At 60.8% G+C, this 22,420-nt stretch carries 33 protein-coding genes and 1 tRNA gene; 14 read left to right on the forward strand and 20 right to left on the reverse strand.

All coding sequences use genetic code 11. The annotated features are described in order from the left end of the window. Positions 1 to 45: 45 nt before the first annotated feature. From ACWPWQ_RS16540 to ACWPWQ_RS16635, 20 genes are all read right to left on the reverse strand, one after another. A tRNA-Pro gene (locus ACWPWQ_RS16540) sits at positions 46 to 122 on the reverse strand. 226 nt (positions 123 to 348) lie between these two features. Continuing rightward, entirely contained in the window at positions 349 to 1,692 is a 1,344-nt protein-coding gene (locus ACWPWQ_RS16545) for a dihydroorotase (RefSeq protein ID WP_042649277.1), read from the reverse strand. A 64-nt stretch (positions 1,693 to 1,756) separates the two neighbouring features. Beyond that, positions 1,757 to 3,010, reverse strand: a complete 1,254-nt coding sequence (locus tag ACWPWQ_RS16550; RefSeq protein ID WP_454010275.1) for an Arm DNA-binding domain-containing protein — start codon at positions 3,008 to 3,010, stop codon at positions 1,757 to 1,759. Positions 3,011 to 3,179: 169 nt separating this feature from the next. Continuing rightward, positions 3,180 to 3,584: a hypothetical protein gene (locus tag ACWPWQ_RS16555; RefSeq protein WP_043129276.1), complete on the reverse strand. Its 405-nt coding sequence runs from the start codon at positions 3,582 to 3,584 to the stop codon at positions 3,180 to 3,182. A gap of 136 nt (positions 3,585 to 3,720) precedes the next feature. Further along, complete coding sequence (locus ACWPWQ_RS16560) at positions 3,721 to 4,032, reverse strand: DUF4406 domain-containing protein (RefSeq protein ID WP_045789785.1); 312 nt, start codon at positions 4,030 to 4,032, stop codon at positions 3,721 to 3,723. A gap of 44 nt (positions 4,033 to 4,076) precedes the next feature. Further along, on the reverse strand, positions 4,077 to 4,295 hold the full coding sequence (locus tag ACWPWQ_RS16565) for a hypothetical protein (protein WP_447187377.1): 219 nt from the start codon (positions 4,293 to 4,295) through the stop codon (positions 4,077 to 4,079). Then, positions 4,259 to 4,909, reverse strand: a complete 651-nt coding sequence (locus ACWPWQ_RS16570) for a hypothetical protein (protein ID WP_454010276.1) — start codon at positions 4,907 to 4,909, stop codon at positions 4,259 to 4,261. Before ACWPWQ_RS16570 ends, ACWPWQ_RS16565 begins: the two co-directional genes overlap by 37 nt. Then, positions 4,906 to 5,526, reverse strand: coding sequence for a hypothetical protein (locus ACWPWQ_RS16575; RefSeq protein ID WP_454010277.1), 621 nt, complete (start codon positions 5,524 to 5,526; stop codon positions 4,906 to 4,908). Before ACWPWQ_RS16575 ends, ACWPWQ_RS16570 begins: the two co-directional genes overlap by 4 nt. Next, entirely contained in the window at positions 5,523 to 5,867 is a 345-nt protein-coding gene (locus tag ACWPWQ_RS16580; RefSeq protein ID WP_454010278.1) for a hypothetical protein, read from the reverse strand. Before ACWPWQ_RS16580 ends, ACWPWQ_RS16575 begins: the two co-directional genes overlap by 4 nt. After that, positions 5,864 to 6,775 (reverse strand): recombination-associated protein RdgC, encoded by a 912-nt coding sequence (gene rdgC, locus ACWPWQ_RS16585; RefSeq protein ID WP_454010279.1) that lies wholly within the window; start codon positions 6,773 to 6,775, stop codon positions 5,864 to 5,866. Before rdgC ends, ACWPWQ_RS16580 begins: the two co-directional genes overlap by 4 nt. Before the next feature lie 24 nt (positions 6,776 to 6,799). Beyond that, positions 6,800 to 6,979 carry a hypothetical protein gene (locus tag ACWPWQ_RS16590; protein ID WP_104452567.1) on the reverse strand — a complete coding sequence of 60 codons (180 nt, stop codon included), beginning with the start codon at positions 6,977 to 6,979 and terminating at the stop codon, positions 6,800 to 6,802. Positions 6,980 to 7,037: 58 nt separating this feature from the next. Continuing rightward, entirely contained in the window at positions 7,038 to 7,622 is a 585-nt protein-coding gene (locus ACWPWQ_RS16595; protein WP_064339862.1) for an MT-A70 family methyltransferase, read from the reverse strand. Further along, positions 7,619 to 8,836, reverse strand: coding sequence for a hypothetical protein (locus tag ACWPWQ_RS16600; protein WP_454010280.1), 1,218 nt, complete (start codon positions 8,834 to 8,836; stop codon positions 7,619 to 7,621). Before ACWPWQ_RS16600 ends, ACWPWQ_RS16595 begins: the two co-directional genes overlap by 4 nt. A 47-nt stretch (positions 8,837 to 8,883) precedes the next feature. Beyond that, a complete protein-coding gene (locus tag ACWPWQ_RS16605) occupies positions 8,884 to 9,972 on the reverse strand; it encodes a hypothetical protein (RefSeq protein WP_454010281.1) in 1,089 nt (362 codons plus the stop codon). 48 nt (positions 9,973 to 10,020) lie between these two features. Further along, entirely contained in the window at positions 10,021 to 11,055 is a 1,035-nt protein-coding gene (locus tag ACWPWQ_RS16610) for a recombinase RecT (protein ID WP_064339865.1), read from the reverse strand. After that, positions 11,052 to 11,897: a PD-(D/E)XK nuclease-like domain-containing protein gene (locus ACWPWQ_RS16615; protein ID WP_454010282.1), complete on the reverse strand. Its 846-nt coding sequence runs from the start codon at positions 11,895 to 11,897 to the stop codon at positions 11,052 to 11,054. The genes ACWPWQ_RS16610 and ACWPWQ_RS16615 overlap by 4 nt, the downstream gene beginning before the upstream one ends. Further along, complete coding sequence (locus ACWPWQ_RS16620) at positions 11,894 to 12,265, reverse strand: hypothetical protein (RefSeq protein WP_235210039.1); 372 nt, start codon at positions 12,263 to 12,265, stop codon at positions 11,894 to 11,896. The genes ACWPWQ_RS16615 and ACWPWQ_RS16620 overlap by 4 nt, the downstream gene beginning before the upstream one ends. Before the next feature lie 320 nt (positions 12,266 to 12,585). Then, positions 12,586 to 13,011: a type II toxin-antitoxin system PemK/MazF family toxin gene (locus ACWPWQ_RS16625; RefSeq protein ID WP_043129260.1), complete on the reverse strand. Its 426-nt coding sequence runs from the start codon at positions 13,009 to 13,011 to the stop codon at positions 12,586 to 12,588. Between the two features lie 355 nt (positions 13,012 to 13,366). Continuing rightward, entirely contained in the window at positions 13,367 to 13,678 is a 312-nt protein-coding gene (locus ACWPWQ_RS16630; RefSeq protein ID WP_454010283.1) for a hypothetical protein, read from the reverse strand. A gap of 590 nt (positions 13,679 to 14,268) precedes the next feature. Beyond that, on the reverse strand, positions 14,269 to 14,967 hold the full coding sequence (locus ACWPWQ_RS16635; RefSeq protein ID WP_235680071.1) for a helix-turn-helix domain-containing protein: 699 nt from the start codon (positions 14,965 to 14,967) through the stop codon (positions 14,269 to 14,271). Between the two features lie 53 nt (positions 14,968 to 15,020). Here ACWPWQ_RS16635 and ACWPWQ_RS16640 point away from each other — a divergent pair, with 53 nt between their 5' ends. From ACWPWQ_RS16640 to ACWPWQ_RS16705, 14 genes are all read left to right on the forward strand, one after another. After that, on the forward strand, positions 15,021 to 15,236 hold the full coding sequence (locus ACWPWQ_RS16640; protein WP_064339872.1) for a Cro/CI family transcriptional regulator: 216 nt from the start codon (positions 15,021 to 15,023) through the stop codon (positions 15,234 to 15,236). A gap of 41 nt (positions 15,237 to 15,277) precedes the next feature. Further along, positions 15,278 to 15,667: a hypothetical protein gene (locus ACWPWQ_RS16645; protein WP_043129255.1), complete on the forward strand. Its 390-nt coding sequence runs from the start codon at positions 15,278 to 15,280 to the stop codon at positions 15,665 to 15,667. Positions 15,668 to 15,670: 3 nt separating this feature from the next. Continuing rightward, positions 15,671 to 15,889, forward strand: coding sequence for a hypothetical protein (locus ACWPWQ_RS16650; protein ID WP_043129254.1), 219 nt, complete (start codon positions 15,671 to 15,673; stop codon positions 15,887 to 15,889). Positions 15,890 to 15,939: 50 nt separating this feature from the next. Further along, positions 15,940 to 16,095, forward strand: a complete 156-nt coding sequence (locus ACWPWQ_RS16655; protein WP_199770457.1) for a hypothetical protein — start codon at positions 15,940 to 15,942, stop codon at positions 16,093 to 16,095. Continuing rightward, complete coding sequence (locus ACWPWQ_RS16660) at positions 16,088 to 17,593, forward strand: DNA cytosine methyltransferase (protein ID WP_104452582.1); 1,506 nt, start codon at positions 16,088 to 16,090, stop codon at positions 17,591 to 17,593. Before ACWPWQ_RS16655 ends, ACWPWQ_RS16660 begins: the two co-directional genes overlap by 8 nt. Beyond that, the gene (locus ACWPWQ_RS16665) at positions 17,590 to 18,573 is read left to right on the forward strand and encodes a replication protein (RefSeq protein WP_454010284.1); all 984 of its coding nucleotides are present in this window, start codon (positions 17,590 to 17,592) and stop codon (positions 18,571 to 18,573) included. The genes ACWPWQ_RS16660 and ACWPWQ_RS16665 overlap by 4 nt, the downstream gene beginning before the upstream one ends. Then, the gene (locus tag ACWPWQ_RS16670; RefSeq protein WP_429169176.1) at positions 18,573 to 19,244 is read left to right on the forward strand and encodes a replication protein P; all 672 of its coding nucleotides are present in this window, start codon (positions 18,573 to 18,575) and stop codon (positions 19,242 to 19,244) included. Before ACWPWQ_RS16665 ends, ACWPWQ_RS16670 begins: the two co-directional genes overlap by 1 nt. Further along, a complete protein-coding gene (locus ACWPWQ_RS16675) occupies positions 19,231 to 19,533 on the forward strand; it encodes a hypothetical protein (protein WP_454010285.1) in 303 nt (100 codons plus the stop codon). Before ACWPWQ_RS16670 ends, ACWPWQ_RS16675 begins: the two co-directional genes overlap by 14 nt. A 75-nt stretch (positions 19,534 to 19,608) precedes the next feature. Further along, entirely contained in the window at positions 19,609 to 19,902 is a 294-nt protein-coding gene (locus tag ACWPWQ_RS16680) for a hypothetical protein (protein ID WP_454010286.1), read from the forward strand. Then, complete coding sequence (locus ACWPWQ_RS16685; protein WP_143237284.1) at positions 19,899 to 20,078, forward strand: hypothetical protein; 180 nt, start codon at positions 19,899 to 19,901, stop codon at positions 20,076 to 20,078. The genes ACWPWQ_RS16680 and ACWPWQ_RS16685 overlap by 4 nt, the downstream gene beginning before the upstream one ends. A gap of 2 nt (positions 20,079 to 20,080) precedes the next feature. After that, complete coding sequence (locus tag ACWPWQ_RS16690) at positions 20,081 to 20,674, forward strand: DUF1367 family protein (protein WP_053288673.1); 594 nt, start codon at positions 20,081 to 20,083, stop codon at positions 20,672 to 20,674. After that, the gene (locus ACWPWQ_RS16695; protein WP_270663234.1) at positions 20,671 to 21,000 is read left to right on the forward strand and encodes a nuclease domain-containing protein; all 330 of its coding nucleotides are present in this window, start codon (positions 20,671 to 20,673) and stop codon (positions 20,998 to 21,000) included. The genes ACWPWQ_RS16690 and ACWPWQ_RS16695 overlap by 4 nt, the downstream gene beginning before the upstream one ends. Continuing rightward, positions 20,997 to 21,419 (forward strand): hypothetical protein, encoded by a 423-nt coding sequence (locus tag ACWPWQ_RS16700; protein ID WP_454010287.1) that lies wholly within the window; start codon positions 20,997 to 20,999, stop codon positions 21,417 to 21,419. Before ACWPWQ_RS16695 ends, ACWPWQ_RS16700 begins: the two co-directional genes overlap by 4 nt. Continuing rightward, a complete protein-coding gene (locus tag ACWPWQ_RS16705) occupies positions 21,416 to 22,114 on the forward strand; it encodes a TIGR02642 family protein (protein WP_454010288.1) in 699 nt (232 codons plus the stop codon). The genes ACWPWQ_RS16700 and ACWPWQ_RS16705 overlap by 4 nt, the downstream gene beginning before the upstream one ends. Positions 22,115 to 22,420: the final 306 nt, after the last annotated feature.

Raw genomic sequence — 22,420 nt, forward strand, 5'->3', positions numbered from 1 at the left:
AAAAGAAAAGGCCTTGTCGTCTGACAAGGCCTTTCTCGGGGAATTTGGTCGGTGTGAGAGGATTCGAACCTCCGACCCTCTACACCCCATGCAGATGCGCTACCTGGCTGCGCTACACACCGACGGAGTCAGCTCGGCTGACGGGGAGGGAGTTTATGGAGATGCCCCGACCCTGTCAACAGGGGAAATCCCGCGCCGAGATCGTTTGCCTGCTTTGCGAGCAACTTCGGATCAAAGTGCGACCAGTCGCGCATTTTGTCAGCACTTAGCCGCCCTCTTGCATGAAAAACGGCCGCCCTGGTGGGCGGCCGTCTGGCGTGAGTGACAGGCGTCGCTCTCAAGCAGAGATCAGCGGTTGAAGGTCAGTCGCTTGCCCAGTACCTGATCGGTGACCTGACCGTTCTGCCAGGCGATCTGGCCGTTCACCAGGGTCATTTCGATGGTGCTCTGGAAGCGGTAGCCGTTGAAGGGGGACCAGCCGCACAGGTAGAGCAGGTTGCTGTCGTTGACCACATAGGGCTTGCCGAGATCCAGCAGCACCAGATCCGCGAAGTAGCCCTCGCGGATGTAGCCGCGATCCTGCACCTGGAAGCGCTCGGCCACCGCGTGGGAGGTCTTCTTGACGATGGTTTCCAGTGAGAATACGCCGTTGTGGTAGAGCTCCAGCAGTGCCTGCAGGGAGTGCTGCACCAGGGGCACGCCGGACGGCGCCTTGAAGTAGCTGTTCTGCTTCTCTTCCCAGGTGTGGGGGGCGTGGTCGGTGGCGATGATGTCGAGCACGTCGTTGCGCACCGCATCCAGCAGGGCGTGCTGGTCGGCGGCGCTCTTCACCGCCGGGTTGCACTTGATCTGGCTGCCCAGGGTGTCGTAGTCCGCCTCGTTGAAGAACAGATGATGGACGCACACCTCGGCGGTGATGTTCTTGTCCTTGAGATCCTTCAGATCCGGGGTGGCGGTGAAGAGCGACAGCTCCTTGGCCGTGGTCAGGTGCAGCACGTGCAGCTTGGCGCCGTACTGCTTGGCCAGGGAGACCGCCATGCTGGAGGATTTGTAGCAGGCATCGGCGCTGCGGATACGGCCGTGCTCGCGCATCGGCACATCCTCGCCCCACTTGGCGCGGGCCTCGTCTTCCAGCACCTTGATGCTGGGGGTGTCCTCGCAGTGGGTGACTATCATCACCGGGCTCTCGCGGAAGATGGCCGCCAGTGTCTCCTGGTTGTCCACCAGCATGTTGCCGGTGGAGGCCCCCATGAAGATCTTGATGCCGCAGGACTGCTTGGGATCGAGCTTCTTGATCTCTTCCAGGTTGTCGTTGGTGGCACCCAGGTAGAAGCTGTAGTTGGCGGCGGCGGAGTTGGCGGCTATCTGGTATTTGGCTTCGAGGGCGTCGATGGTGGTGGTCTGGGGATTGACGTTGGGCATTTCCATGAAACTGGTGGTGCCACCGGCGACGGCGGCCCGGGATTCACTGGCGATGGTCCCCTTGTGGGTCAGGCCAGGCTCCCGGAAATGGACCTGATCATCGATCATCCCGGGGATGAGGTGACGGCCTGCGGCATCGATCACCACTGCATCGGGGGCGCTGATGTCCGGGGCGATGCGGGCGATCCGCTCACCCTCGATCAAGACGTCGGAAGCATAGATGCGGCCTTCGTTGACCAGGGTGGCATTCTTGATAAGCAATTTGTTCATGGGGGGTTCCAGTTCCTTTGCCGGGAATTGTGGGTGTTGATTTTTCATCAAATAAATCAATCGCTTACTCTTGGATCTTTTTTTCTTGGGGCGTCATTGGGGCAAAAAGGCCTTTTGATTGCATCTGCTCCCAGATCCTGACCGCCTCAGATTTGCTCGCCGAGACGATCCACTTTCCGTAGACGGATTGTAACATTTCAAGGTCAGCGTGACCCATTTGCGCTGCAATATACGCGAGATTTCCATGCGACGTCAGGTTCCAACTAGCAAACGTATGCCTAAGTTGATAGAAGCGCCGGTATCTTACTCCGGCTCTCCTCATGATGTTGCTCCAGGCATGAGACACCCCGGCGGCGGTGAAGAACTCCTTGGCGTGTGGAACATGGGGGCCCGTCACCTTAGGCGTGAATACCGGCCTGATGCTCTGGCGCTCGATTCGACCATTCATGTCCACATCTACCGGCACCACAGTACGCATGAACGACAATGCCATCTGTGATCTGAGAGCTGCGATCACGGGAGGCTGCAGATCAACCTCCCGGGGCTCGTTGGTCTTGGGCAGTTTGAAATAGTCCGATTCGTTACTGATGTTCCTGCTGATGACCATGATCCCTTTTTCGAGGTCGATGTCCTCCCAGGCAAGAGCCCTCAGCTCTCCAGTTCTGAGGCCAGTATAGATGGCAAGGGTGATCATGTTGCGCTGCTGCTCGTGGGAGCAGGCTTCCAGCAGCCGGGTGTATTCATCAAATTCGAAAGGGTCTGCCGGTGAGGTTTTTCTGGTGGTGACGGGCCTCACTCCTCCCGTGAGTCTTGCTGCATCCGCAAGAAGGTTGTTCTTCTCGCACCAGCGAAGCAACTGCCTGAATCGCCCAAGGTAGGTGACGATGGAGTTGGGTTTGAGTGAGATGTGCAGCTCATTGCGGATCAGCTCAATGTCCTTGGGCATCAGCGTTGAGACCTGTCGGTCCTTACCCAGGACATTGATACACGCCTCAATGGCGAACGGGTAGCCATGACGAGAAGTAGGCTTCAGCATGGGTTTGTGCAGCCGCCAGAAGTCCTGATAGGCTTCCCAGATGGTGACATTTCGCCGGCTTCCTCCAAATCGAGTCAGTGCTGGGCTGTCAGGGAAATGATGTGCGTAGCTGAAGGTGCCGATCGCAATCTCATGCTTGATGGTTGCCAGCTTGTTGGTGGCAAACTTCACGTTCGCCTTGGTGATGGGGAGGTCGAGGACCTCCCGGCAGCGCGCCCGTTTATAGGTGAAGGTGATGCGCAGCTTTTTGCCATGAACCTCCAATCCAGTGACTCCAGCCACTAGATCATCATGCTTGACTCGACCCACTTGTCATACTCCGCAACGTTGTAACGAATCTGGTTGTCCGGGGCTCGGCACCATACCCGCCCTTCCGGCCATTCTCCTTTCAAGCGCCGTCCTTCGGCGGCTTTTTCTGTCATGCCTGTCAGTTCGGCGAATAACTTCGGCCTCACCCACCTGGCACATGGGTAGACGAATTGCTGCATCTGTTGGTCCTCATTAGTCTGGTTATTTCATCCCGGCCCGCTCGGTTGTAGAGGAAGCATTCCACCTGCTTCCTGCTGCTGACCGCCTGGTCAAGGCGGTACTCCCCGAACGCCGGGCGTTTGAGTTGGTGCTGGTTGGCCAGCCGGCCAATGGCCTGGGCGCTGACCCCCAGCTCCTTGCCCAGCTCGGTGGCGCTCCAGAGCTGGCCGGCAACCCGGGGCGCTTCGATAGGCAGGTCGAAGTGCGCCAGGATGCGGCCGATCTCGGCGAGCTTGGCCGATCGGGAAAGGGTGGGGGAGCGCACGGCGCTGACCAGCTCGTTGAGAAGCTGGCTGTCCTGGTCGATGGTCAGTTGAAGTTGTTGCATGGCGTGGCCCTCCTGTCCCAGAGGATGGGGCGCCGATTGAGTTGAAGGAAGGGCCGCTATTACAGCAGGGTCAGCACCATCAGTGCGGCCAGGGTGTTGAGCGCCAGGATGGTGAGCCCGGCGGCCCGCTGTCTGGTCATGCCGCCACCTCGTCAGCCAAGTGCGGCACGGGTAGGATGATGGTCTTGCCGATCTTGATGGCCAGGGCGTGCTCTGCTCTGGCGCCGGCGCTGCGCTCCCAGCCAGGCAGCATGACCAGCTGATCTGCCATCTTGACCATCTCGATGCAGATGGCCATGTATTCGTGTTGCTCCAGCCCATCCGGCAGGATCGCCGGGTTTAGGGCCACATGGCCCAGGCCAAGCAGGCGGTGCGCCTCGGCATTGAAGGCGTCGCGGTTGAAGTTCGGCAGGCCTGAGATAGGCCCGGCTATGTAGATTTTCGCCATGGTGAGTCCTTGAATTGGAAGCCCCGGGCAGGCCGGGGATCTGGTTATGCTCGCCAGCCCCGGTACCCGATAAAGCCGGGATCCATGACTTGCCTGAACGGCAGGACGGGGAGGTGGGCTATCAGGGTCTTGAGCTGGGGGTTATCGGGTTGGCTGTCGATGGTGACCCGGGCGCCGGGGTTAATGCGGAGGTATCTGGCGCGGGTCTCTTCGGCTTCGGTGCGGGTCAGGCCGGGCTGGATGATGGGGGCTCTGAAGCGCACGGCTCACCTCCTTGGCGTGGTGGAAGCTGGAAGGAGTCACCCGTCCACGGCACTTCGCCGGCGATCCGCTTGAGCAGAGCCGCCGCATCGTGCGCCGGGTCGTCACTGAACCCGTTGGCGATGGACTGCAGCACCGTGGTGAGCTCGAACTCCTGGCCTTCGGTGATGGTGCGGCCTTTCACCTGGCCAGCCAGCAGGGCGTCGATGCGCTCCAGCAGTAATGCAGCCTCTGCCCCGCATCCTTCGTCATGGTCAAAGCGACCCCAGCGACGGACCTGATCAACATTGGTTCTGGCCTCGCGCAGCAGGTCGATGAGCAGCTTGCAGCGGTCGGCCATCGTCACCATGCCGTCAGCCAGGGCCTGCTCGCGCTTGTAGTGGTTTGCCAGCAGCTCCAGCCGCGACTTGAGCGGGTGATCTGCCAGCACGAATCCGGTGGAGATGGCGCGCTCTATTGCCACGCCGGTTCTGTTGCTCTTATCCAGCATCTCCTGCATGCGTCGCTGCAGTTTCTCCACATCAGAAAACAGCACATAGCGCCCAGTGTTGTGGGCCTCCATGCATTCCCCAAACTCGCCTCTCTTGTCGGATAGCGTGCAGTTGAATCGCTTCACGATTTCTCTCCTTCCGCAAATTCGAGGGCGGCGGCCACCTCCGGCAGCAGCTCGTCCCAGGTAGCAATGGCGCCGTTCTGGTGCCAACCGGCCACGCCCTGGCTGTTGTTCATCACGCCCTGTACGCCATTCAGCGCCTCAAGCAGCACATCCCGCTGCTTGGTCATGGCGGCAAGCTTCTGCGCCGGGGTGAGACCATGGGTACGCTGCATGGTGATGGTAAAGGGGCCGGTTTCAGGGTGGTTGCCGCTCAGCTCCAGGTAGTTGGTGGCGCTGTTGGCCTTGAACTGTCCGGCGAATGATGCCGCCACCATCTGTAGCGCTATGCCTGACATGGAGATGTTGAGCCCGTCATGGGTGTTCATCTCTTTGAGGTAAGCCTGCTTGGCCACAAACTCGGCCAGGCTCACGCCCTCCAGCTCCTTGGTGTCGTAGCCGTCCAGTAGGTTCCAGCAGGCGGCCAGCCGCCGGGCATTGGCGGCGGTGACTGACTCGGCGACCAAGTGGCCGCCGTAGTATTCGACGGCATCGCTGCCGCTCATTTCTGGGACGGGGTGGTCTGCCACAACCGCCCCGGAATGGCCCACCCGCAGCAGGCCCTTGGTGTGTTCGCTCATATATCCCCCAGCATTCTGATTTCGTCGTCCGTCAGGCCGGCAGCCCGTGCCTTGTCCATAACGCGCAGCCGCTCGGCGTTGAGCGCGTCAGCGCGGCGATCTGCGTCGTTGGGCTCGATGATGCTCACCGGCGCCAGCCAGCTGCCGCGCACCTTCACGGCGATCTCCTTGCTGACGTTGGCGTCGCTCCCCTGGACGCCCTTGCGTATCGACATGCGTGCGGCTGCTGCGGGTGATCCGCAGACGTGGATCGGGTACTGATGCCCACGCCCCTCGGTGAGGTCGGAGTTGGTGTAAACCACCCAGACCTCCTTGGTGTCGGTTATGGTGATGTCGGTCATAGCGGAGCCTCCTCACCACCCAGGGCATTGAACAGGGCCGGGATGAACTGGGAGAGCTCGGCGGTAACCAGGGCGAAGTCGGCGTCCAGGCGGGCGGCCGGATCTTCGCTGGTAATGTCGTCGTTCTGCTCGCGCATGTCCTCGCTGAACTTGAGGCGCTTGATAGAGAGGTCGTCGCCCAGTACAAAGCTGAGGCGCTCACCCCAGTTCAGGGCCAGTTTGGTGACCAGCTTGTCGTTGGCGAGGTGGTTTTTTACCTCGTCGGTCATCAGGTCTTGCTGTTTGAAGCGGGCGATCCCGCCGTGCTCCATGGCGCTGCGCAGCTCGGATTCATCCTCCAGGGTGAAAGCTGCCGGCAGGTTGCCCTCTTGCAGCCATGCGGTCATGGTGATCTCGGGTGGGTTCTTGAGCGCCACCGGCACCACCGGCAGGCTGCCGATTGACTTGCGAAGCAGAGCCAGCACATCGTCTGCCTTCTTGACGGAGGAGGCATCGACCATCAGCAGGCCGTCTGCCGGGTTGATCCAGGCGAAGGTGTTGGCGGTACGGCTGAATGCCCGGGGCAGCAGGGTGTGCAGCAGCTCCTCTTTCAGTGCCTCCTTCTCTTTCTTCTTGAGGGCGCGGCCCTGCTCGTACTCGATGGCCTCCACCTTCTCTGCCAGCGCTTCCTTGATGACGGCGGTCGGCAGGATCTTGTCCTCGCGGCGGGCACAAAGCAGGATCTGGCCGTTGGCGGCATGGGTCAGGGTGTGGCCGAGCTTGCCGAAGGGTCGGGTCCAGCCAAAGCGGGAAATATCCTGGCTGCCGCAGGGGGTGAAGGCGCACGCCTCCAGTTGGGTTTCCAGCTGTTCGGCGGTCAACTCGAACGGGCGGGTGAAGCGGTAAATTTGAAGGTTTTTAAACCACATGGTCTGGGTCCTGTTGTTGGTCGGTTAGTTGCGGGCTTTCTTGGCCTGCAGGTCGTGGATCTTCTTGGCTGCGGCCTCGGCGGTTTGCCTGTCGCAGGTGATGCCGCCTGGCAGAACGAACTTGCCGGGCTGCTTGGGATGGGGCATGACGACGCCCAACCCGATGACTACTGCACCGCAGTAGGGGTTTTCCGTGGTTTTCATGGGGGTCCTCGACTTATCCACCGTTTCTGTGTGGCCAGCGGTGGATGGGTTGGGGGTATCAGGCGGCGGACTGCTCTGGTAGTGATGGGGCTTCATTGCCCCAGCAATCCCAGCCTGGGGCTGCAGAGCGGGCAAAGAGCTCGATGCGTGGGACATCACCGCACAGTTTCTCGATCGCCTCTCGGCACTCGTGCGGCTTTTCGCTGTGGCGCCCCACCTTGGCTCGAATGACCGAGCGCACAGCCTTGTCTACTACCAGGTTGCTGACTTTGCCCTTGATGCCGATCAGGGCGCACTCCGCACCGGCCCGGGTTGCCCACCCCATACCGAAGTGGGGGTTGTCGTTTACGGTGCGCTTCTCCCACACCAAGCCGGTCATGGTCATGATCCGGAATCCCCAGGCTTGGCACAGGTCGATGGCCTCTTGTGGCATGCTGCCTACCCACCACATGACCAGCATGCAGTTGTCGTCTGCCAGCCTCGCCACTGGCAGCGCCTTCATGTCCTCTATCGATGTGACGCTGTACACCTGCGCAGCCCCGCTTTTCATTGAGCCGCCTGACTTCTTCGATTTGAATTGCCAGGCTGGGTCTGCGTAGATCACTCGGTACTTGTGGTTTGTGCTGTGGATGTCGATCTTCATGCAGCCTCCTTGTGCTGCTCAGCGTGCTGGCCAGCTGCGAACTTCTCCTCCCACAGCTTCACCTTGAGCTCGCAGGCATAGACGATCTGGCCGACCAGCTTCGCGCCGATCCCCTTCACCTTGTCCAGCTTGTTCCCCTGGTGGCTCATCACCTTGTAGAGGGTGTCGATCCCGGCCTCCTCCAGCGGCTTGATGGTGCGCGGCGGCAGGCCGCATTCATGGATGCTGACTGTCTTGGCCCATTCGGTGCGGGGCTGCAGGTGGGGGTGACTCTGCTCCAGCGCCTCCTGCATGAAGGCGAAGATGTCCTGAGTCATGTCGTCCGGGGCCCCGGCACCATAGGGCGTCGGGTAGATGGGGTTCATCCACTGGCTCAGCATGACCGAGCATCCGGAGCCATCGGACTTCATGGCGTGCAGCTTCCAGTTGAGGTCGTTGATGAGGTAGGGGAGGTTGGATTTCAGGCCGTGATCCACCAGATAGACGTTCCAGAGCATGCCATCCTCACCCTTGTAGGTGTTGGCGAGGTGTTTGTGCCAGACCAGCTTGGCGGCGCGGGCGCTTTCCAGCTCCATGATGACGGTGTGGCGGCGCTCCAGCTCACGATCCTGATCGTTGATGACGCCCAGCAGCTCACTGATACGGCGCTCCAGCTTCAACACTTCAGCGCGGTAGGCGGCCTCGTTGCTCTTGTGCTTGGCGATGGCGGTGCGCTGCTCCTCAAGCAGCTCGTTCTTCTCCTTGATGCGGCGTTTCATGCCTGCCGGATCCATGGCGTTGAGGTCGGCCAGTTGACGCTCGAGCTGGCGGGCGTTGTATTGCAGGGCGCTGTATTTGGTCTGGACATCGTTTAGGGCGCGCTGGGCCTTGTAGAGCTCGTCGGCCTTGGCTTCCAACCCGGCGTAGCCTTCTTGTCGTGCGACAGTAATGCGCTGCTCGGCTTCGGCAACCTGCTGGCGCAGCTCGCTGACCAGGGCCGTCTGGGTGAGCAGTTCGCCATCCCGGCCTTCAAGCTCGCCGATCAGGGTGTTGAACTCGTCGATGTGGGCGTTGGCGGCCTCGCTGATCATGGTCAGGTTGGCGGTGAGCAGGCTTTCGAAGCTGCCAATGGCGGCCTTGGCCGGGCCATCCGGCATCAGCAGGATGTTGCTGATCTGGCTGGTGAGGGTGTTCAGGGCGAGACTGGTCGCCTCGCTGGGGTTCAGCGTGGTCATGGTTGGTCCTCGGAAATTGGAAGCCCCGTTGGCGGCGGGGCGGGTGATCAGTAGTTGATGGTCAGGTGGTCGATCTTGTTGCTGGCGATGTGCTTGATGAGGTTGATGGCTTTCCCCTCATCGATCCCCAAGCCCATCAGGTCCATCAGGATGGCGTTGTTGATGGTGCGGCGGTGCTCCATATCGGCGGAGCGCGCAGCATCCTCTGCGGCTTTCTGGCGCTGCTCGTCGGCGATGCGCTGGCGCTCTTGCTCAGCAGCGCGAGCGGCGGCCTCTTCCGCCTGGCGTGCAGCGTTGGCTTCGGCCTGCTGGCGGGCCAGTTCGGCGGCTTCGGCATCGCGCCGGGCTTGTTCTTCACGTTCACGGGCGGCCTGGGCTTGGCGCTGCGCCTCCTGCTCGCGGTGCTGGGCGGCTTCACGCTCCAGGCGCTGGCGATTCTCCTCCTCCCGGCGGGCTTGCTCCGCCGCCTGCTCGGCTATCAGGCGCTCGCGGTCGATGCGATCCTGTTCGGCCTGCTTCTGGCGCAGCTGCTCCAGCTCGGCCTGCTCGGCTTCGTACTTCTGGCGGGCAGACAGGGCGTCGCCGAGGCGCTTGGCTGCGAGCTCCTTGGCGACGGTCGCCTGGGGCAGCAGCTCTTGCCAGGTGTCGTCCAGGGCGCTTTGCTCGACCTCCTGCAGCATGACCTGCAGGTCGGCGGCGGCGATCTCGATGCTGGCAGAGGATCCCAGTTCATTGAGGCGGGCCAGTCGGGATTGCAGTGCTGCCACCCGGGCTTCTTCTGCCGCTTCGTACTGGGTGAGCGGGGCGCGCACCTCGTCTTTCAGGGTGTCCAGGGTGTCGCGCAGGGTTTTGCGGTTGGCGTCGATGCGCTTGGGGATCTCCTTGTACTGGTCGGTCAGCTCTTTGCCGAGCCCGTCCAGGTAGGTCTTGGTGCGGGCAACGGCATGGGCGATGCTGGTGATCTCCTTGCGCCCCTTGGGGGTGGTAATGTCGGGCACCAGGCTGGTTGCCTTCTGGCGGATGTCGGCCAGCAGTTCAGCCACGCCCTGGCCCTCGGTGAACAGGGCGACGGCGGTGGTGGGTTCGATGACAACCAGTTGGGCCTGGGTTGTCTCTGTTTTGGCTTGTTCGGTCATGGCGGGTCCTTGGGATTGAAAAGGCCCGCAGTGTGCGGGCCTTGTTGGTTATTGCTGGGCGCTGTGCCCGGTACTGAGCTGCTTCTTGCGCTCGCCGGCGATCTGCTTGATACCGGCAATGATGTTCTGGTCGCCGGTTTCGTTGGCCCAGGTCCAGGCGGTGGTGTAGGCCTGCTGCCACTCGGCGGTATCGCTGGATCCCTCTATGGCGGCACAGTGGTCGGCGTAGGCGTTGGCGTGGTCCGCCTGGGCGGGTTCGGCCATCTGCTCATGTTCCAGGGTGACCGATTCGGTGCTCTGGCTGCGGATGGCATCCAGGGCGCGGCTGCCGCCTTGTTTTGGGATGGGTTTCTCTGGCTGCCGCGAGAAGTCGAACTCATCGCCAGACTCCAGCAAGGTAACCAGTTCTGATGCGGACGGGAGACGTCGGGCGAGGCGATGTAGGACGCTTTTTACCGCCATCCTGTCGTACCACTTGGCCCAAGCCCCGTATTCGCTATTACCGGTCTTACTGGCACTTTTGACGCGCTCGATATCTTCTTTTGGCATGACCTCGACAATCAATTCGCCTGAGTGCAGCTTGGCAAAAGCGAAAGCCAGTGAGAACTCGCCCCGGCCTTTGAAGGTGGGGCGGTAGTTGATGTGTTCACCTTGTTCGTCCATCCAGTAATCGAAGGCGTCGCCATCAAACACGGCTTTGGCGGCAATGACGGCAATCTGACCGCTCATGCGGGCGCGCTTTAGCACGCCGTCAACCATGGGGATGTACTGCGCTTTGAGGACGAAGTTGGTGCCTTGCTTCTCCTTGAAGGTGACCAGTGCCGCCTCTCGGTTGTCCGGCACAAGCCCGTGTGTCGCACACCGGATAAGGGACTGGATGACTGACTTTTGGTCGGCGTTTGCCAACTCTGGGTTCTGTGCCATGGCAGTGGCGGCGGCCCGCACAAAAGCCTCAAAGCTCACGCCTGACGGCAGAAGGGCCTCAATGCCCTGGCTGCGAAGCTGGGGTGCAATCATTGCGAAGAAGTGGCCAGAGCTGCCCTCTAATGGCACCAAAGTCTCTACGTTTGATACGTCGTTCATGCGGCTTTCCTTGTCGCCCAGGCTGGGCGCTGGAGGGGTTTGAAGTCGTGCCAGTCGTTGTTGACCCGGCAGTCGTGGAAGCGCTGGAGATCGCGGCGGAACAGGTCCTTCCCCGCATCCTTCCAGTCGTCGGGGAGGGGCCGCACCCGTACTGGGTAGCGGCCACAGTTCACGCTAGTGCTTACCGCCAGAAAGACGAATTCCGGCTCCTCGCCCATCACCCGGTGGAAGCCTTCGGAGTACATAGCGTCCTGAACGTGGTAGCGGAACTCCTCAACATGGCGCTCGAAGCGGCCCATGTCGTCCACCGACTTCACGTCAATGATGACGGGGTGATTGCTCAGGTGGCGGTCGGGGCGGATCCGGCACAGCTCCTGGGTCTGGGGGTCAATCCAGTAGAAGGAGGCCTCGCTGTGCCCTTCCTGCTCCAGCAGCCAGCGGGCGTCCGGGTGGGCCATCACGCTGTCGCGCATCAGGTAGAGCTTGCGTCCCTCCTCGGCATCCATCACCGTCTTGCCCAGCTCGGCGCAGCTGGCCAGGAACTCTGCCTCTTCTGCTTTGCCGGCGTTGGTGCGGCGGTTGAACGGTGGGGCGATGATGAAGCGGTCTTTGAACTCGTCGGGCTCCAGCAGCAGGCAGTGGATGGCGCTGCCCATGTCGAAGGCCTTGAGCTTATCCTCATCTACCGGGGCATTCTTGGCCCAGATATAGGTGGCCGGACTCTCGGCTATCTGGTCGAGCTGGCTTTTGCTGACCCCGGGGCCAGCGTGGTACTCCTCGTTGGAGAGGCCGAACACCCGGCCAAGCGGGTGCGCGGTGGAGGTGTCGGCGATGGCATTCATGCGGCGCTCCTTTGCTGGTACTGCTCCCATTGCTGGTCGCTCATGGCGTCGTGCAGGGCGGCGAGGTGACTGCGCCAGGCGGCCTGAGCGAGCTCTGTCAGCCCGGCATCGACCACCTGGTCAATGAACTGCGTCAGTGGCGCTTGCCGGCCTTCGTGCATCAGCAGCCAGATAGCCTGGTTGTAGTGGCGGTGCTGGTCGGCATTCACCTCGGCGAGCAGGGTGGCCGGGTCGGTTTCAAGCATCCCGGCCAGCAGCAGAGGGCGGTTTGTCGCGGCCCACTCGGCGATCCACTCGGCCTTGGCGTTGGCCTCGGCCTCCTGGCTCTCCAGCATGGCAAGCAGGGCGGTTTCGTTGGTCATGGTCATGGTCTGGGTCCTGTGGTTGTTAAAAACAAAAACCCCAGCACGAGGGCTGGGGTTGGTGGGCAAGTCAACAAAAAGCCCAGCGCGAGGGCTGGGCTTAAAAATTCTGTAGCGTTCAGATAAAACAAAGCCCCCAGAAGTGGGGGCTGACACAGCAGCGGAGGGAGCTTGTTATCGCTCGGTTACCGCGCTGGCTACAATGGACGCACCTTAGAGTAGTCTAGATGCCTGTCGTTACTCGATGAGTACGCAGGAGACAATAGAATGATAATGGTTGGGCCGATTACAGGCAAGCAGAACTCATTAAGCCAGGTTACGTTGAGCTATGTTGCCGAGACGTGGTGGACCAGAAAGCCCATACCGATGCCATGCAGGACGCAGCGGTGAATGGCTGCCATCTGCTCTCTGCCCAGGGTGTCCCTGTGATAAATCCGCCGCCCAGCTTCTTTGCCAATACATACGGCGGTCAGACGATGAAAACCGACGGTGTAGACCATGTCGCCTTTAACCCAACTGTCTCGACCCATGAAGTGTTTGCACTTAGGCATCGATTGTCGGGGAAGCTGATAATGGCATTCCTGAATTTTGTCCGGCTCAACCGTGCTACATGCGACCACGGTCACTAGGCCGTGTTTGGCTGCGAGCACGATCACGGGCCTGGCCATTTTGGTCATTTCGGGTTCTTTAAAGCCAGGTTCAAAGTCACAAAGAAGGATTTGACCTTTTTTGGGGGTAAAATTCAGAGCCACAGCATCACGTTAATTTGAGTCAGATGGACCCATGATAATGATGTTGAGGCTATATCGCTATTTATTGCGTAGATCTGACATCTGTCAACGATTCCAGCCTGCAACCCCCTGATGCAAGGGGCTCCAGGCTGGCCACTGTTGCCAGTGGCCAGCGTTCACGTTCACGCGCTGCTTTCCGGTTTGAACGGGGTATCGGCGCATCCCTACCGGCATCGGGATTCGTGGTTGTGAGCCGGTTCCAGGTTGTTAAAGAGCAGGCCCAGCCGAATTTGGCGTGAGCGAAGCCAAAGCATCCTTGCGGTGCTTGAGAAAGAGGCTTTGGCTACGGCGCTATGAGGGAAGCGCCAGACCCGGGTCAGACGGCGTTGCGGTGGAACTCGGCGCGCCAGTGGAGGAGGGCGCGGCATTTCATGGCGGTCAGGGTGCGCACCTTGGCAGACTGGGCGGTGCGGGCGGCGACGAGCTGGTGCCGCTCGGTGGCCATCATGGCAACCGTCAAGCGTTGCTTGATGGCTCGGCGGCGGGCGGCGTTGCCGTTCAGGCGGTCGGCGATGGCGGCAACGATCTGGTCGGCGCGTTTCGCGGCTCTGGAAAAAAGGCGTCTGGTCATGGTACATTCACTCCTGTTGGCGAGTTGGTCCTCGCTAATTCCCAGTTGATTCGTCATGCTGGGTCCTGATTGCTGGGGTTGGTCCCTCGGCTTTCACTGACCGGGTGGTACCCGGTCCTTCGAAGCCCGCCTTGTGCGGGCTTTGTCGTTCTTACGCGCTGGTCAGGCGCTTCACTGCTGCCCTGGTTGGGGCTGGGTCCTGTTGCCGGGTGTCTAAGTTCTGTGTGGTGGCCGGAGCTGATCCCGGCATATTCTGTTTTCGAGGAAGACCCTCATGGACTTGAACCGCACCGATGGGCGTAGCATCAGCCTGCGCATTCACCACAACTGTGGATTGCACTCACTCAAGTGTGTCTTCCGGGCGTTTTGTTTGACGCCCTAAGTCCAGTTAGGAATGCAATCCCAGTTGTGTTCTGGCCTTTTACTCCGCCAGAGCGGGAGGTTTCCCAAGACCTTCACCACGATTGGCCGCCTTCCACGCTGCCCCTTGTTGCTCCCGGCTTTGGTCGTTCTCTCAAGAGGACGATGTGCAAACTGTATTCTTTAGAGAACGATTGGTCAACATCGATCTCTAAAATAAACGATATTTTTTTTGAACAACAAAAAACCCGCCGAAGCGGGTTAAGGGGAGGGAGAGGAGAGGGGGGTTACTTGATCTCGTTGCGCCTCAGTTCTGACAACTTGCCAAGCACGATAGCCTCACTGGATGTGACCGTGCCAAGCCTTGGATCGTCTACACCGTAAACCCATCCATCAATCCCCGACATTGCCCTTAGCAGCCGCGCTTGATCATTCTTTTCGAGCCTGATCAGCATTACAGCACCCTCCTCTGGAGTGCGGTCAGCCAAGCTGAAGATGCAGATGTCACCGGCCACAATGCCTGATTTTGATAGGTGATCGTTTGTGGCCTCGATGGCAATGCTGTGGCTTTGGTTCTCTGCCACCACATACCGCCCGCTATTCATGTTCGGCAGCATATCTGTTGCCAGGTTCCCCACGTCATCCAAGGTCCAGACCGGCACTTTATCCGAATTGAACTGAATGTCGTTCAGCAGATCACCACTGCTGCGGCCGGTGTATAGCCATATGGGATCAACCTTCAGCACCCTGGCAATGGAAATCAGGGATGACACTCGCATTTCACGATTCGGGTTATTGATGGTGTTGCTAATCACGCTCTTGGATAAGCCGGTACGGCGCGCAAGCTCAGACATGCTGATGCCCAACTCTTGCAGCTTTTCCTCAAGGCGTTGCCCGAAAGTTTTCATCAATAACCTCTTGTTCTCTTTAGAGACTAAATTGTAATTCCTTGACTGATCACTTTGGGAGACGTTGAAGATTGACATCGTTCTCTATAGAGGACATCATTTGCATGTCACCATGCACAGGACCCAGACCAATGAAGAAACATGAAGTAATCGGCTATTTCGGCAATATGGCCCGCGCCATGAAAGCGATCGGTATTTCCCGCAGTCTTGCCGTGAAGTGGGGGGAGGTGATCCCTGCCCAGCATGCAGTCAGCTTTGTCATCGCCAGCAACGGCGAGCTGCGGCTGGGCCTGGAGGATTACCCCCTGCTCAAGGAGCAAGACCATTCTACCCAGCAGGCCGCCTGACCACCGGCCAGCTTTTCCACCCAACATAGAGGACCAACCCCATGGGAAGAGTATCGCTCCCCGATCATGAAAATATGAGCACCCGCTCCCCGCTGCGGGTGCGCGGCACCCCAGCTCAGCGCCAGGTATGGCAGGAAGTAGGCGCCGAGTGTGGCATGACCGAAACCGCATTTGCCCGCACCTCGCTGCTGATCCTGCTCCAGGCCATATCTCAGCACGAGCCCACCATATTGGCGAGGGCCGTTAAACGGGCCAATCGGAGCTTGCTGGAGCAGGGTTTTCCGCCCGTGACCGTCGAGGAGATCCTGGAGGGCTCCGGCCTGCCCGAGCGCGGCCTGCTCCAGTTCAGCCAAGAAGACGAGGCCGCCTACAACGAGGAGCGCCCGCTGCGCCCCCTGCAAAAACTCATCAACTTTGTCCTCGGGAGGTAACCCATGACCATGCAACACCGTCCGCCGCGCCCGGCATCCCAGCACGTCAGCGATCGCGACAACATCATCCTGAAGTCGGTCATGCACGAGCTGGCCCTAGCCCTCGACGAGCCGCTGATCTCGACCGCGCACGCCGCTGGCACCGATCGCCAAGCCGTCCGCCTGGCCCGCGAGCTGGAAGCCCGCACCCTGGAGCGTGCCGAAGCACAACCCAGCGCATAACCCTCTTTGGCCCGTCTCACCACCGGGCAGCAACACAACAGGACCCAGCAATGACCAATTCAACCATGGCCCATGGGGGCCACCCCTTGCTGAACGACCTCAACCACTGCCCACTGTGCGGCAGTGATCTGCAGTCCGGCACCAATGACCGCGCCTACGAGTGCCCCACCTGTGAGTACACCGAGCAGGAGGTGGCTCATGCGTAAATCGCCACTGGCTGCTGTCTGTCGCAACACCTTCAGCCTCTTCAATGAGATCGTCGTGGACAACTTCGCCGGTGGCGGCGGGGCGTCTACCGGGATCGAGATGGCGCTGGGCCGCAGCCCGGAGATCGCCATCAACCACGACCCTGACGCGATCTCCATGCACACCGTCAACCACCCAGTCACCGAGCACTATTGCGAATCGGTGTGGGACATCGTGCCGCGTGATGTGGTGGCCGGCCGCCCTGTGGGGTTGGTCTGGTTGTCTCCCGACTGCAAGCACTTCTCCAAGGCCAAGGGTTCGACCCCGGTCAGCAAGACGATCCGGGGGCTGGCATGGGTCACCCTGCGTTGGGCTGCGACTGTTCGCCCCCGGGTGATCATGCTGGAGAACGTCGAGGAGTTTCAGACCTGGGGCCCGCTGCTGATCGACGCTGAGGGTAACGCTCGCCCGGACCCGGCCAAGAAGGGCCGCACCTTCAACAGTTTCATCAACGCCCTGCGCCGCCAGGGCTACAAGGTGGAGTGGCGGGAGCTGCGCGCCTGCGACTACGGCACCCCCACCATCCGCAAGCGCCTGTTTCTGATCGCCCGCCGGGATGGCGCCCCCATCGTGTGGCCCAAGCCGACCCATGGCGATCCAGCCAGTGCCGAGGTGAAAGCGGGCAAGCTGCTGCCGTGGCCAACCGCTGCTGACGTGATCGACTGGTCGATCCCGTGTCCCTCTATCTTCGAGCGCAAGCGGCCGCTGGCCGAGAATACCCTGCGCCGGATTGCCAAGGGGCTGGAGCGGTTCGTCATCGAGACAGCCCAGCCGTTTATCGTGCCTGTAGGCCACACTTCAGCGCTTGCCCCCTTCATCACCGAGTTCGCCAACGCCAGCCATCAGCGCAACATGCCTGCAGATGAGCCGCTGCGCACCATCTGCGCCCAGGTAAAGGGAGGTCACTTTGCCTTGGTGTCTGCCTTCTTGGCCAAGCATTACACAGGCGTCGTGGGTGCCGAGCTGACCCAGCCGCTGCCGACCGTGACCACTGTTGACCACAATGCGCTGGTCACCAGCCACCTGGTAAAACTGCGCGGCACCTGTCAGCACGGCCAGCCAGTAACCGAACCCATGCCCACCGTCACCGCCGGGGGACTGCACATCGGCGAGGTGCGGGCCTTCCTGCTCAAGTATTACGGAACCGACTCAACCATCCCCTGCTCTGAGCCACTGCATACCGTGACCACCCGGGACCGATTCGGTCTGGTCACCGTGCGCGGCGAGGATTACCAGATCGTCGATATCGGCATGCGGATGCTCGAACCCCATGAGCTGTTCGCCGCCCAGGGGTTCCCGGCCGACTACGTGATCGATCACGACGCCACCGGCAAGAAGTTCACCAAGACAGCGCAGGTGGCCCGCTGCGGCAATGCCGTGTGCCCGCCACTGGCTGCCGCCCTGGTGCGCGCAAACCTGCCAGAGATGTGCGCAGATGCGCAGGAGGAGGCCGCATGAGCGCCGTTATCAAATTCCCGGGGCCGAGCGCCCCACATAACCCCCCTCAGAAGGAGGCCCGCGTGGTCGCAGATCTTGATGATGGGTTTACCCGTGTTGCCAATGAGCTTCTGGATGCGCTGATGCGCACCAAGATGAGCGGCACACAGAGTCAGGTGGTAATGGCTGTGATTCGTCAAACCTATGGCTACCGTAAGGCGAAGGATCGCGTTCATACCGGTTATCTGGCTGAGCTGACAGGCCTTCATAGTAATCGCATCAAGGATGCAGTGGTGGAGCTGGAGAAGCGCAACATCCTGAAGATAGAGCGGGGGAGTGGCATCTTCTTCATGGTGGCGGTAAACAAGGTCATTTCTGAATGGATTTCGGACAAAATTGAGTCCAGAGATGCCGCACGGAAATCCGTGAAAGCATCACGGAAATCCGTGAATAAAATCACGGAAATCCGAGATTCGAATCACGGAAATCCGTCCACAACAAAAGAAAACTACAAAAGAAAAGAACAGATAAAGATCTCTTCGTCGAAGAACGCTGACGCGCCCCCCGACGCCGGAGCTGTTGAATCGGTTTCTGCTGCTGTCGAGAAGATCCGACCCGATGCCGCCGTGCAGACCCCGAGTGGAAAGTTCTGGGGTACCCAGGATGACCTGACGGCAGCCGAGTTCATTCACGGCAAGGTCTTGGTGGTGAACCCGACTGCCAAGGCCCCCAACTGGGCGCAGTGGGCGAACGATATCCGCTTGATGCGCACCCAACTGGGGTACACCCATCACGAAATCTGCTCGCTGTTCAAGTGGGCCAACCTCGACCCGTTCTGGTCAGCCAACGTGCTGTGCCCCAAGACCCTGCGCAAGCAGTGGGACAAGCTCACCGCCAAGCGTGCCGGGGTGGTGCGCCAGCCAGCGCGCGGGGACGAGTGGGATCTGACCAAGACCATGACCGCCGACAAGCTCAACCAGCTGATCCAGGAGGGGTACTGATGACCATGAAACCGTTGAGCGAAGTCCTGGCCAGCATGCCGAGCGAGCTGCCTCCCGTGCCGGTTCGCCCGGTTGCTGCGGTGGTAACCGAGCAGGATACCCAGGTGGTCGCCAAGTTGTTCGAGCAGCTCAAGGTGATCTTTCCTGCTTGGCAGCGGGCTTTCCCCAATCCCGAGATGCAGGCCAGGGCGTTGCGAGAGTGGACCGTGGCGCTGGTCGAGGCCAACTGCACCAGCCGTGATCAGCTAAGCCAGGGAATGCGCACTGCACGCAGCCAGGGTGGAGAGTGGTTTCCGAGCACCAGCAGGTTTATCCGGTGGTGCCAGATCACGCCGGAGTCGCTGGGGCTGCCGACACTGGATACTGCGCTGGTCGAAGTGCGCACCCGCCGGTTTACCCATCCCGCCGTGGAGCTGGCCGCCAAGGCGACGAGCTGGGAGCGCCAGACATTGAGCCTTGACGCCTACCGCCCGGTGTTCGAGCAGGCCTACGCGCAGTTGCTGCGCCGTGTTGTCGCCGGGGAGGACCTGGGGGCCCAGGTGCGCAAGGGGTTGCCGTCGCGGGAGCAGATCCAGCACAGCCCTGAGTTTTACCAGCAGACCGGCCAGCGAGGCGTGAAAAGTCTCAAGGCGCTGTTCAAGCGGGGAGGGCTGTCCGATGTTCAATCCTGACGTGATCGCCGCGGTCGTGGCCGCGAAGTTCTGCCGGGTGGTGATCTATCCCGCCGTGCGGGGTTGGTGCGGGGAGCGGGTGCAGCTCGAGGTCGCCGACGAGATCGATGCGCTTGGATACACCGATCAGCAGCGTGGCGCAGGGCATTGGTTGGTGCAGAGCACGACGCCGGAGCGAGTGGCGGAGGAAGCCGCACGGCTGAGAGCCGCGCCAGTGCTGGCGTTGCGGTGTGATGCTTCGTTTGGGGCTGTGGATAACTTCGAAGGGGAGGGCCTTGCCAACCAGTGACAATCGGTATATCGCGCCGTAACATGTTTCAGGCCGGACCTAGACCACCCGGCCGTTGACCAAAGGACCCAGACCATGACCAAACCGCATACCCGAGATCTATCCATCGCGACCCAGTTGGGGCGCGTGATATCCATCATGAGCGACGGCAAGGCCCGCACCCTGCGCGACATCGAGCGCGAGTGCTGGAGCCGCTACGGCCACGCCGACACCCAGGCCGCCATCAGCGCCAGACTGCGTGAAGTTTGCTGCTACGGCTGGGCGAAGTATTCCAGCAAACAGGTCATCGACGGCAAGCAGGTGTGGCATTACCACCTGACCCCGTTCCCCACTACCGAGGCCGTAGCGGCTAAGGCGGTGGCAGCATGAGATTCACCCACGCTATCGCAGCCGTTCTGGCCGCCACTGCTGCCCAATCGCCCTGGTTCAACCCGCTTGATTTCAAGCCTGGCCATGGCTTCTGCATCCCCAACCCGCGCAATGACCGGGCCGCACAGCGTCAGCGTGCCGCCTCCAAGCGCCGCAACAAAGCCAAGCGGGGGTGAGGATGGAACTCACCCTTCTGAAAATGTCCGGCGGGGTACTTGCCCCGTCCACTCCGGCCGATGCCGAAGCCATCAAGCTGATGCCGATCGGTACCACCATCCTGGCCAAGGGCAAGGGGCGCCGCAACCTGGCGTTTCATCGCCGCTTCTTCGCCCTGCTCAACCTGACTTTCGATTACTGGGAGCCAACTGGCGGCATGGTATCGCCAGCCGAGCAGGGGATCCTGTCCCGGTTCGTTCGCTACCTCGCCCAGTTCGGCGCTGGCAACGTGCTGAACAAGGCCAAGGATGAGTTTATCGACCAGCTGGCCAGCAGCCGTATCGAGCGCCACGGCCCCCAGGCTGAGAAGTCGTTTGAGGTGATGCGCAAGTGGCTCACCGTCGAGGCCGGTTATTACACCGTGGTGATGCTGCCGGATGGCGGCATGCGCAAGGAGGCCAAGAGCGTCAGCTTTGCCAAGATGGATCAGACTGAGTTCTCCGACCTGTACCGGGCTGTGTTCGGGGTCTGCTGGCGCTATGTGCTGAGCAAGCAGTTTGCCACCGAGGAGGAGGCTGAGAACGCCTGCGCCCAGCTGATGGGGTTTGCCGGATGAGATTCGAGACCAGCCCAATCCGCTCCAGCGACCTGCGCGATGGCGCTCGCGGCCAGCTCTGCAAGATCCAGCTTGCCGGGGTCTGCATCGGTGGCTCCGAAACCACGGTGCTGGCTCACCTGCCAAGCGCCCCGCATGGAATGGCCCTCAAGGGGGATGATTTGGTGGCGGTTGAGGCGTGCTGTGCTTGCCATGACGCCATTGATGGCCGTATTGCCTACGACTGGCAGCCCGGGGAGCGTGAAGAGGTCACCTATAGCGCCCTGACCCGTCAGCTGCACAGCTGGGTGGTGCGTGGGCTCGTCAGTGTGAAGGGGACTGCATGATCCACCTCTCCGCTATCGCCGCCAGCCGCCTGCTCGGCAACAACCCGAAAGCCAAGGCCGTGGTGAACAAGGTCAAGAAAGCCCAGCAGGTCACTTCTCTGCACGACAAGGTGCTGAGCCAACTGGTCGGCCTTCCTGACCCCGCCACCGAGCTGTTGTTTCACCCCAAGCGCAAATGGCGCTTCGACTATGCCTGGCCCACCCGCATGGTCGCCCTTGAGGTCCACGGCGGGATCCACTCCGGTGGCCGGCATACCCGGGGGAGGGGGTTCGTAGAGGACCGGGCCAAGATGAACGAGGCCACCTTGCTCGGGTGGACCGTACTGGAAGTTACCCCGGAGCACATCAAATCCGGCCAGTTGCGCGCCTGGCTGCTTGCCGCCTTCAATCAGGACCCAGACCAGAGGACCAAACCATGACCCACGCTATCGAAATGGCTCTGCGCCTTTTCTCGCCGAAAGGCGCACTACATGAACCCTCGTCTGGTCGCTCCAGCACGCTGGGGAGGGAGGAGTTTCTGGGGGCCCTGCAGGTGGCCGCAAAGAGCAACCCGCAAGGACTCCAGTTCCTCATGGCTGACCACCTGGGGGATGAGCAAGCCCTGGCGTCATTGTTGGCCCACTTCAGCGCCACGCTGGACAGTGACGAGGCCGGTGGTATGGCCATGGCAATCCTGCTGCGCCGCCCGCTGCCTGAGCAGTTGGAGCACTTGGTGCTGTCTCACCCTCACTATGACAAGGAGCGCCGCCGGGCCGCCGTGGTGATGGAGAAGGCCAAGCGCGCCCACCGGTCCGGCAATGACCACGAGTACCAGCGCCTGCTGGCCGAGCGGAACGAGATCCTGCAGTTGGCCCGCGACCACTGTGTCGCCGAGATGCTCCGGTCAGGGCGTTGCCCGCACTGCAATGGCACCGGGATCCGCCCGCGTAAGGGTGACGACTGCCCCAAGTGCCAAGGCACCGGCCGGGTCGAGCCACACGTAGAGTTGGTGTCGCGCCGGTTCGGGCAGGAGATGCGCCAGCTCGTTGAGAAAGTGGTCGATGACGTGATCCACCAAGCGTCAGACTTGTCCAAGCTCATGGACCGACAGGTGAGGGAGATGCGGGCGACGTAGGCAATCATCATACACCATGCAGAATGGAATTTTGCGAAACGCAAAATTTGCGAGGCAAAGGTGTATGGTGTAACTTGTTGAATATTGACTATTTTTTGCTTTTTCTAAGCGTTGGTGTAGCACAGATAGTGCTATAATTTTGTTGACGGCTAGGTCATGATTGTCCATGATTCCAGTTACACGTTTGACTAACGAATCGTAAGTTAAAGGTGTAAAAAAGGGCCCGAAGGCCCTTGGATTTAGGTGATTTTGTCCTCGAGATGCTTATAAACATCTATAGCAAGCCTGACAAGTTTGATACACGCG

It is taken from the genome of Aeromonas sp. Marseille-Q7275 (genome assembly GCF_965119515.1).

Bases quoted from the DNA above. Each gene is read 5' to 3' on its own strand.
- ACWPWQ_RS16545 (WP_042649277.1), bottom strand. From the start codon at position 1,692: ATGAACAAATTGCTTATCAAGAATGCCACCCTGGTCAACGAAGGCCGC.
- ACWPWQ_RS16555 (WP_043129276.1), bottom strand. From the start codon at position 3,584: ATGCAACAACTTCAACTGACCATCGACCAGGACAGCCAGCTTCTCAAC.
- ACWPWQ_RS16560 (WP_045789785.1), bottom strand. From the start codon at position 4,032: ATGGCGAAAATCTACATAGCCGGGCCTATCTCAGGCCTGCCGAACTTC.
- ACWPWQ_RS16575 (WP_454010277.1), bottom strand. From the start codon at position 5,526: ATGAGCGAACACACCAAGGGCCTGCTGCGGGTGGGCCATTCCGGGGCG.
- ACWPWQ_RS16580 (WP_454010278.1), bottom strand. From the start codon at position 5,867: ATGACCGACATCACCATAACCGACACCAAGGAGGTCTGGGTGGTTTAC.
- rdgC (WP_454010279.1), bottom strand. From the start codon at position 6,775: ATGTGGTTTAAAAACCTTCAAATTTACCGCTTCACCCGCCCGTTCGAG.
- ACWPWQ_RS16590 (WP_104452567.1), bottom strand. From the start codon at position 6,979: ATGAAAACCACGGAAAACCCCTACTGCGGTGCAGTAGTCATCGGGTTG.
- ACWPWQ_RS16595 (WP_064339862.1), bottom strand. From the start codon at position 7,622: ATGAAGATCGACATCCACAGCACAAACCACAAGTACCGAGTGATCTAC.
- ACWPWQ_RS16600 (WP_454010280.1), bottom strand. From the start codon at position 8,836: ATGACCACGCTGAACCCCAGCGAGGCGACCAGTCTCGCCCTGAACACC.
- ACWPWQ_RS16605 (WP_454010281.1), bottom strand. From the start codon at position 9,972: ATGACCGAACAAGCCAAAACAGAGACAACCCAGGCCCAACTGGTTGTC.
- ACWPWQ_RS16610 (WP_064339865.1), bottom strand. From the start codon at position 11,055: ATGAACGACGTATCAAACGTAGAGACTTTGGTGCCATTAGAGGGCAGC.
- ACWPWQ_RS16615 (WP_454010282.1), bottom strand. From the start codon at position 11,897: ATGAATGCCATCGCCGACACCTCCACCGCGCACCCGCTTGGCCGGGTG.
- ACWPWQ_RS16620 (WP_235210039.1), bottom strand. From the start codon at position 12,265: ATGACCATGACCAACGAAACCGCCCTGCTTGCCATGCTGGAGAGCCAG.
- ACWPWQ_RS16630 (WP_454010283.1), bottom strand. From the start codon at position 13,678: ATGACGAATCAACTGGGAATTAGCGAGGACCAACTCGCCAACAGGAGT.
- ACWPWQ_RS16635 (WP_235680071.1), bottom strand. From the start codon at position 14,967: ATGTCAATCTTCAACGTCTCCCAAAGTGATCAGTCAAGGAATTACAAT.
- ACWPWQ_RS16640 (WP_064339872.1), top strand. From the start codon at position 15,021: ATGAAGAAACATGAAGTAATCGGCTATTTCGGCAATATGGCCCGCGCC.
- ACWPWQ_RS16645 (WP_043129255.1), top strand. From the start codon at position 15,278: ATGGGAAGAGTATCGCTCCCCGATCATGAAAATATGAGCACCCGCTCC.
- ACWPWQ_RS16650 (WP_043129254.1), top strand. From the start codon at position 15,671: ATGACCATGCAACACCGTCCGCCGCGCCCGGCATCCCAGCACGTCAGC.
- ACWPWQ_RS16655 (WP_199770457.1), top strand. From the start codon at position 15,940: ATGACCAATTCAACCATGGCCCATGGGGGCCACCCCTTGCTGAACGAC.
- ACWPWQ_RS16660 (WP_104452582.1), top strand. From the start codon at position 16,088: ATGCGTAAATCGCCACTGGCTGCTGTCTGTCGCAACACCTTCAGCCTC.
- ACWPWQ_RS16665 (WP_454010284.1), top strand. From the start codon at position 17,590: ATGAGCGCCGTTATCAAATTCCCGGGGCCGAGCGCCCCACATAACCCC.
- ACWPWQ_RS16670 (WP_429169176.1), top strand. From the start codon at position 18,573: ATGACCATGAAACCGTTGAGCGAAGTCCTGGCCAGCATGCCGAGCGAG.
- ACWPWQ_RS16675 (WP_454010285.1), top strand. From the start codon at position 19,231: ATGTTCAATCCTGACGTGATCGCCGCGGTCGTGGCCGCGAAGTTCTGC.
- ACWPWQ_RS16680 (WP_454010286.1), top strand. From the start codon at position 19,609: ATGACCAAACCGCATACCCGAGATCTATCCATCGCGACCCAGTTGGGG.
- ACWPWQ_RS16685 (WP_143237284.1), top strand. From the start codon at position 19,899: ATGAGATTCACCCACGCTATCGCAGCCGTTCTGGCCGCCACTGCTGCC.
- ACWPWQ_RS16690 (WP_053288673.1), top strand. From the start codon at position 20,081: ATGGAACTCACCCTTCTGAAAATGTCCGGCGGGGTACTTGCCCCGTCC.
- ACWPWQ_RS16695 (WP_270663234.1), top strand. From the start codon at position 20,671: ATGAGATTCGAGACCAGCCCAATCCGCTCCAGCGACCTGCGCGATGGC.
- ACWPWQ_RS16700 (WP_454010287.1), top strand. From the start codon at position 20,997: ATGATCCACCTCTCCGCTATCGCCGCCAGCCGCCTGCTCGGCAACAAC.
- ACWPWQ_RS16705 (WP_454010288.1), top strand. From the start codon at position 21,416: ATGACCCACGCTATCGAAATGGCTCTGCGCCTTTTCTCGCCGAAAGGC.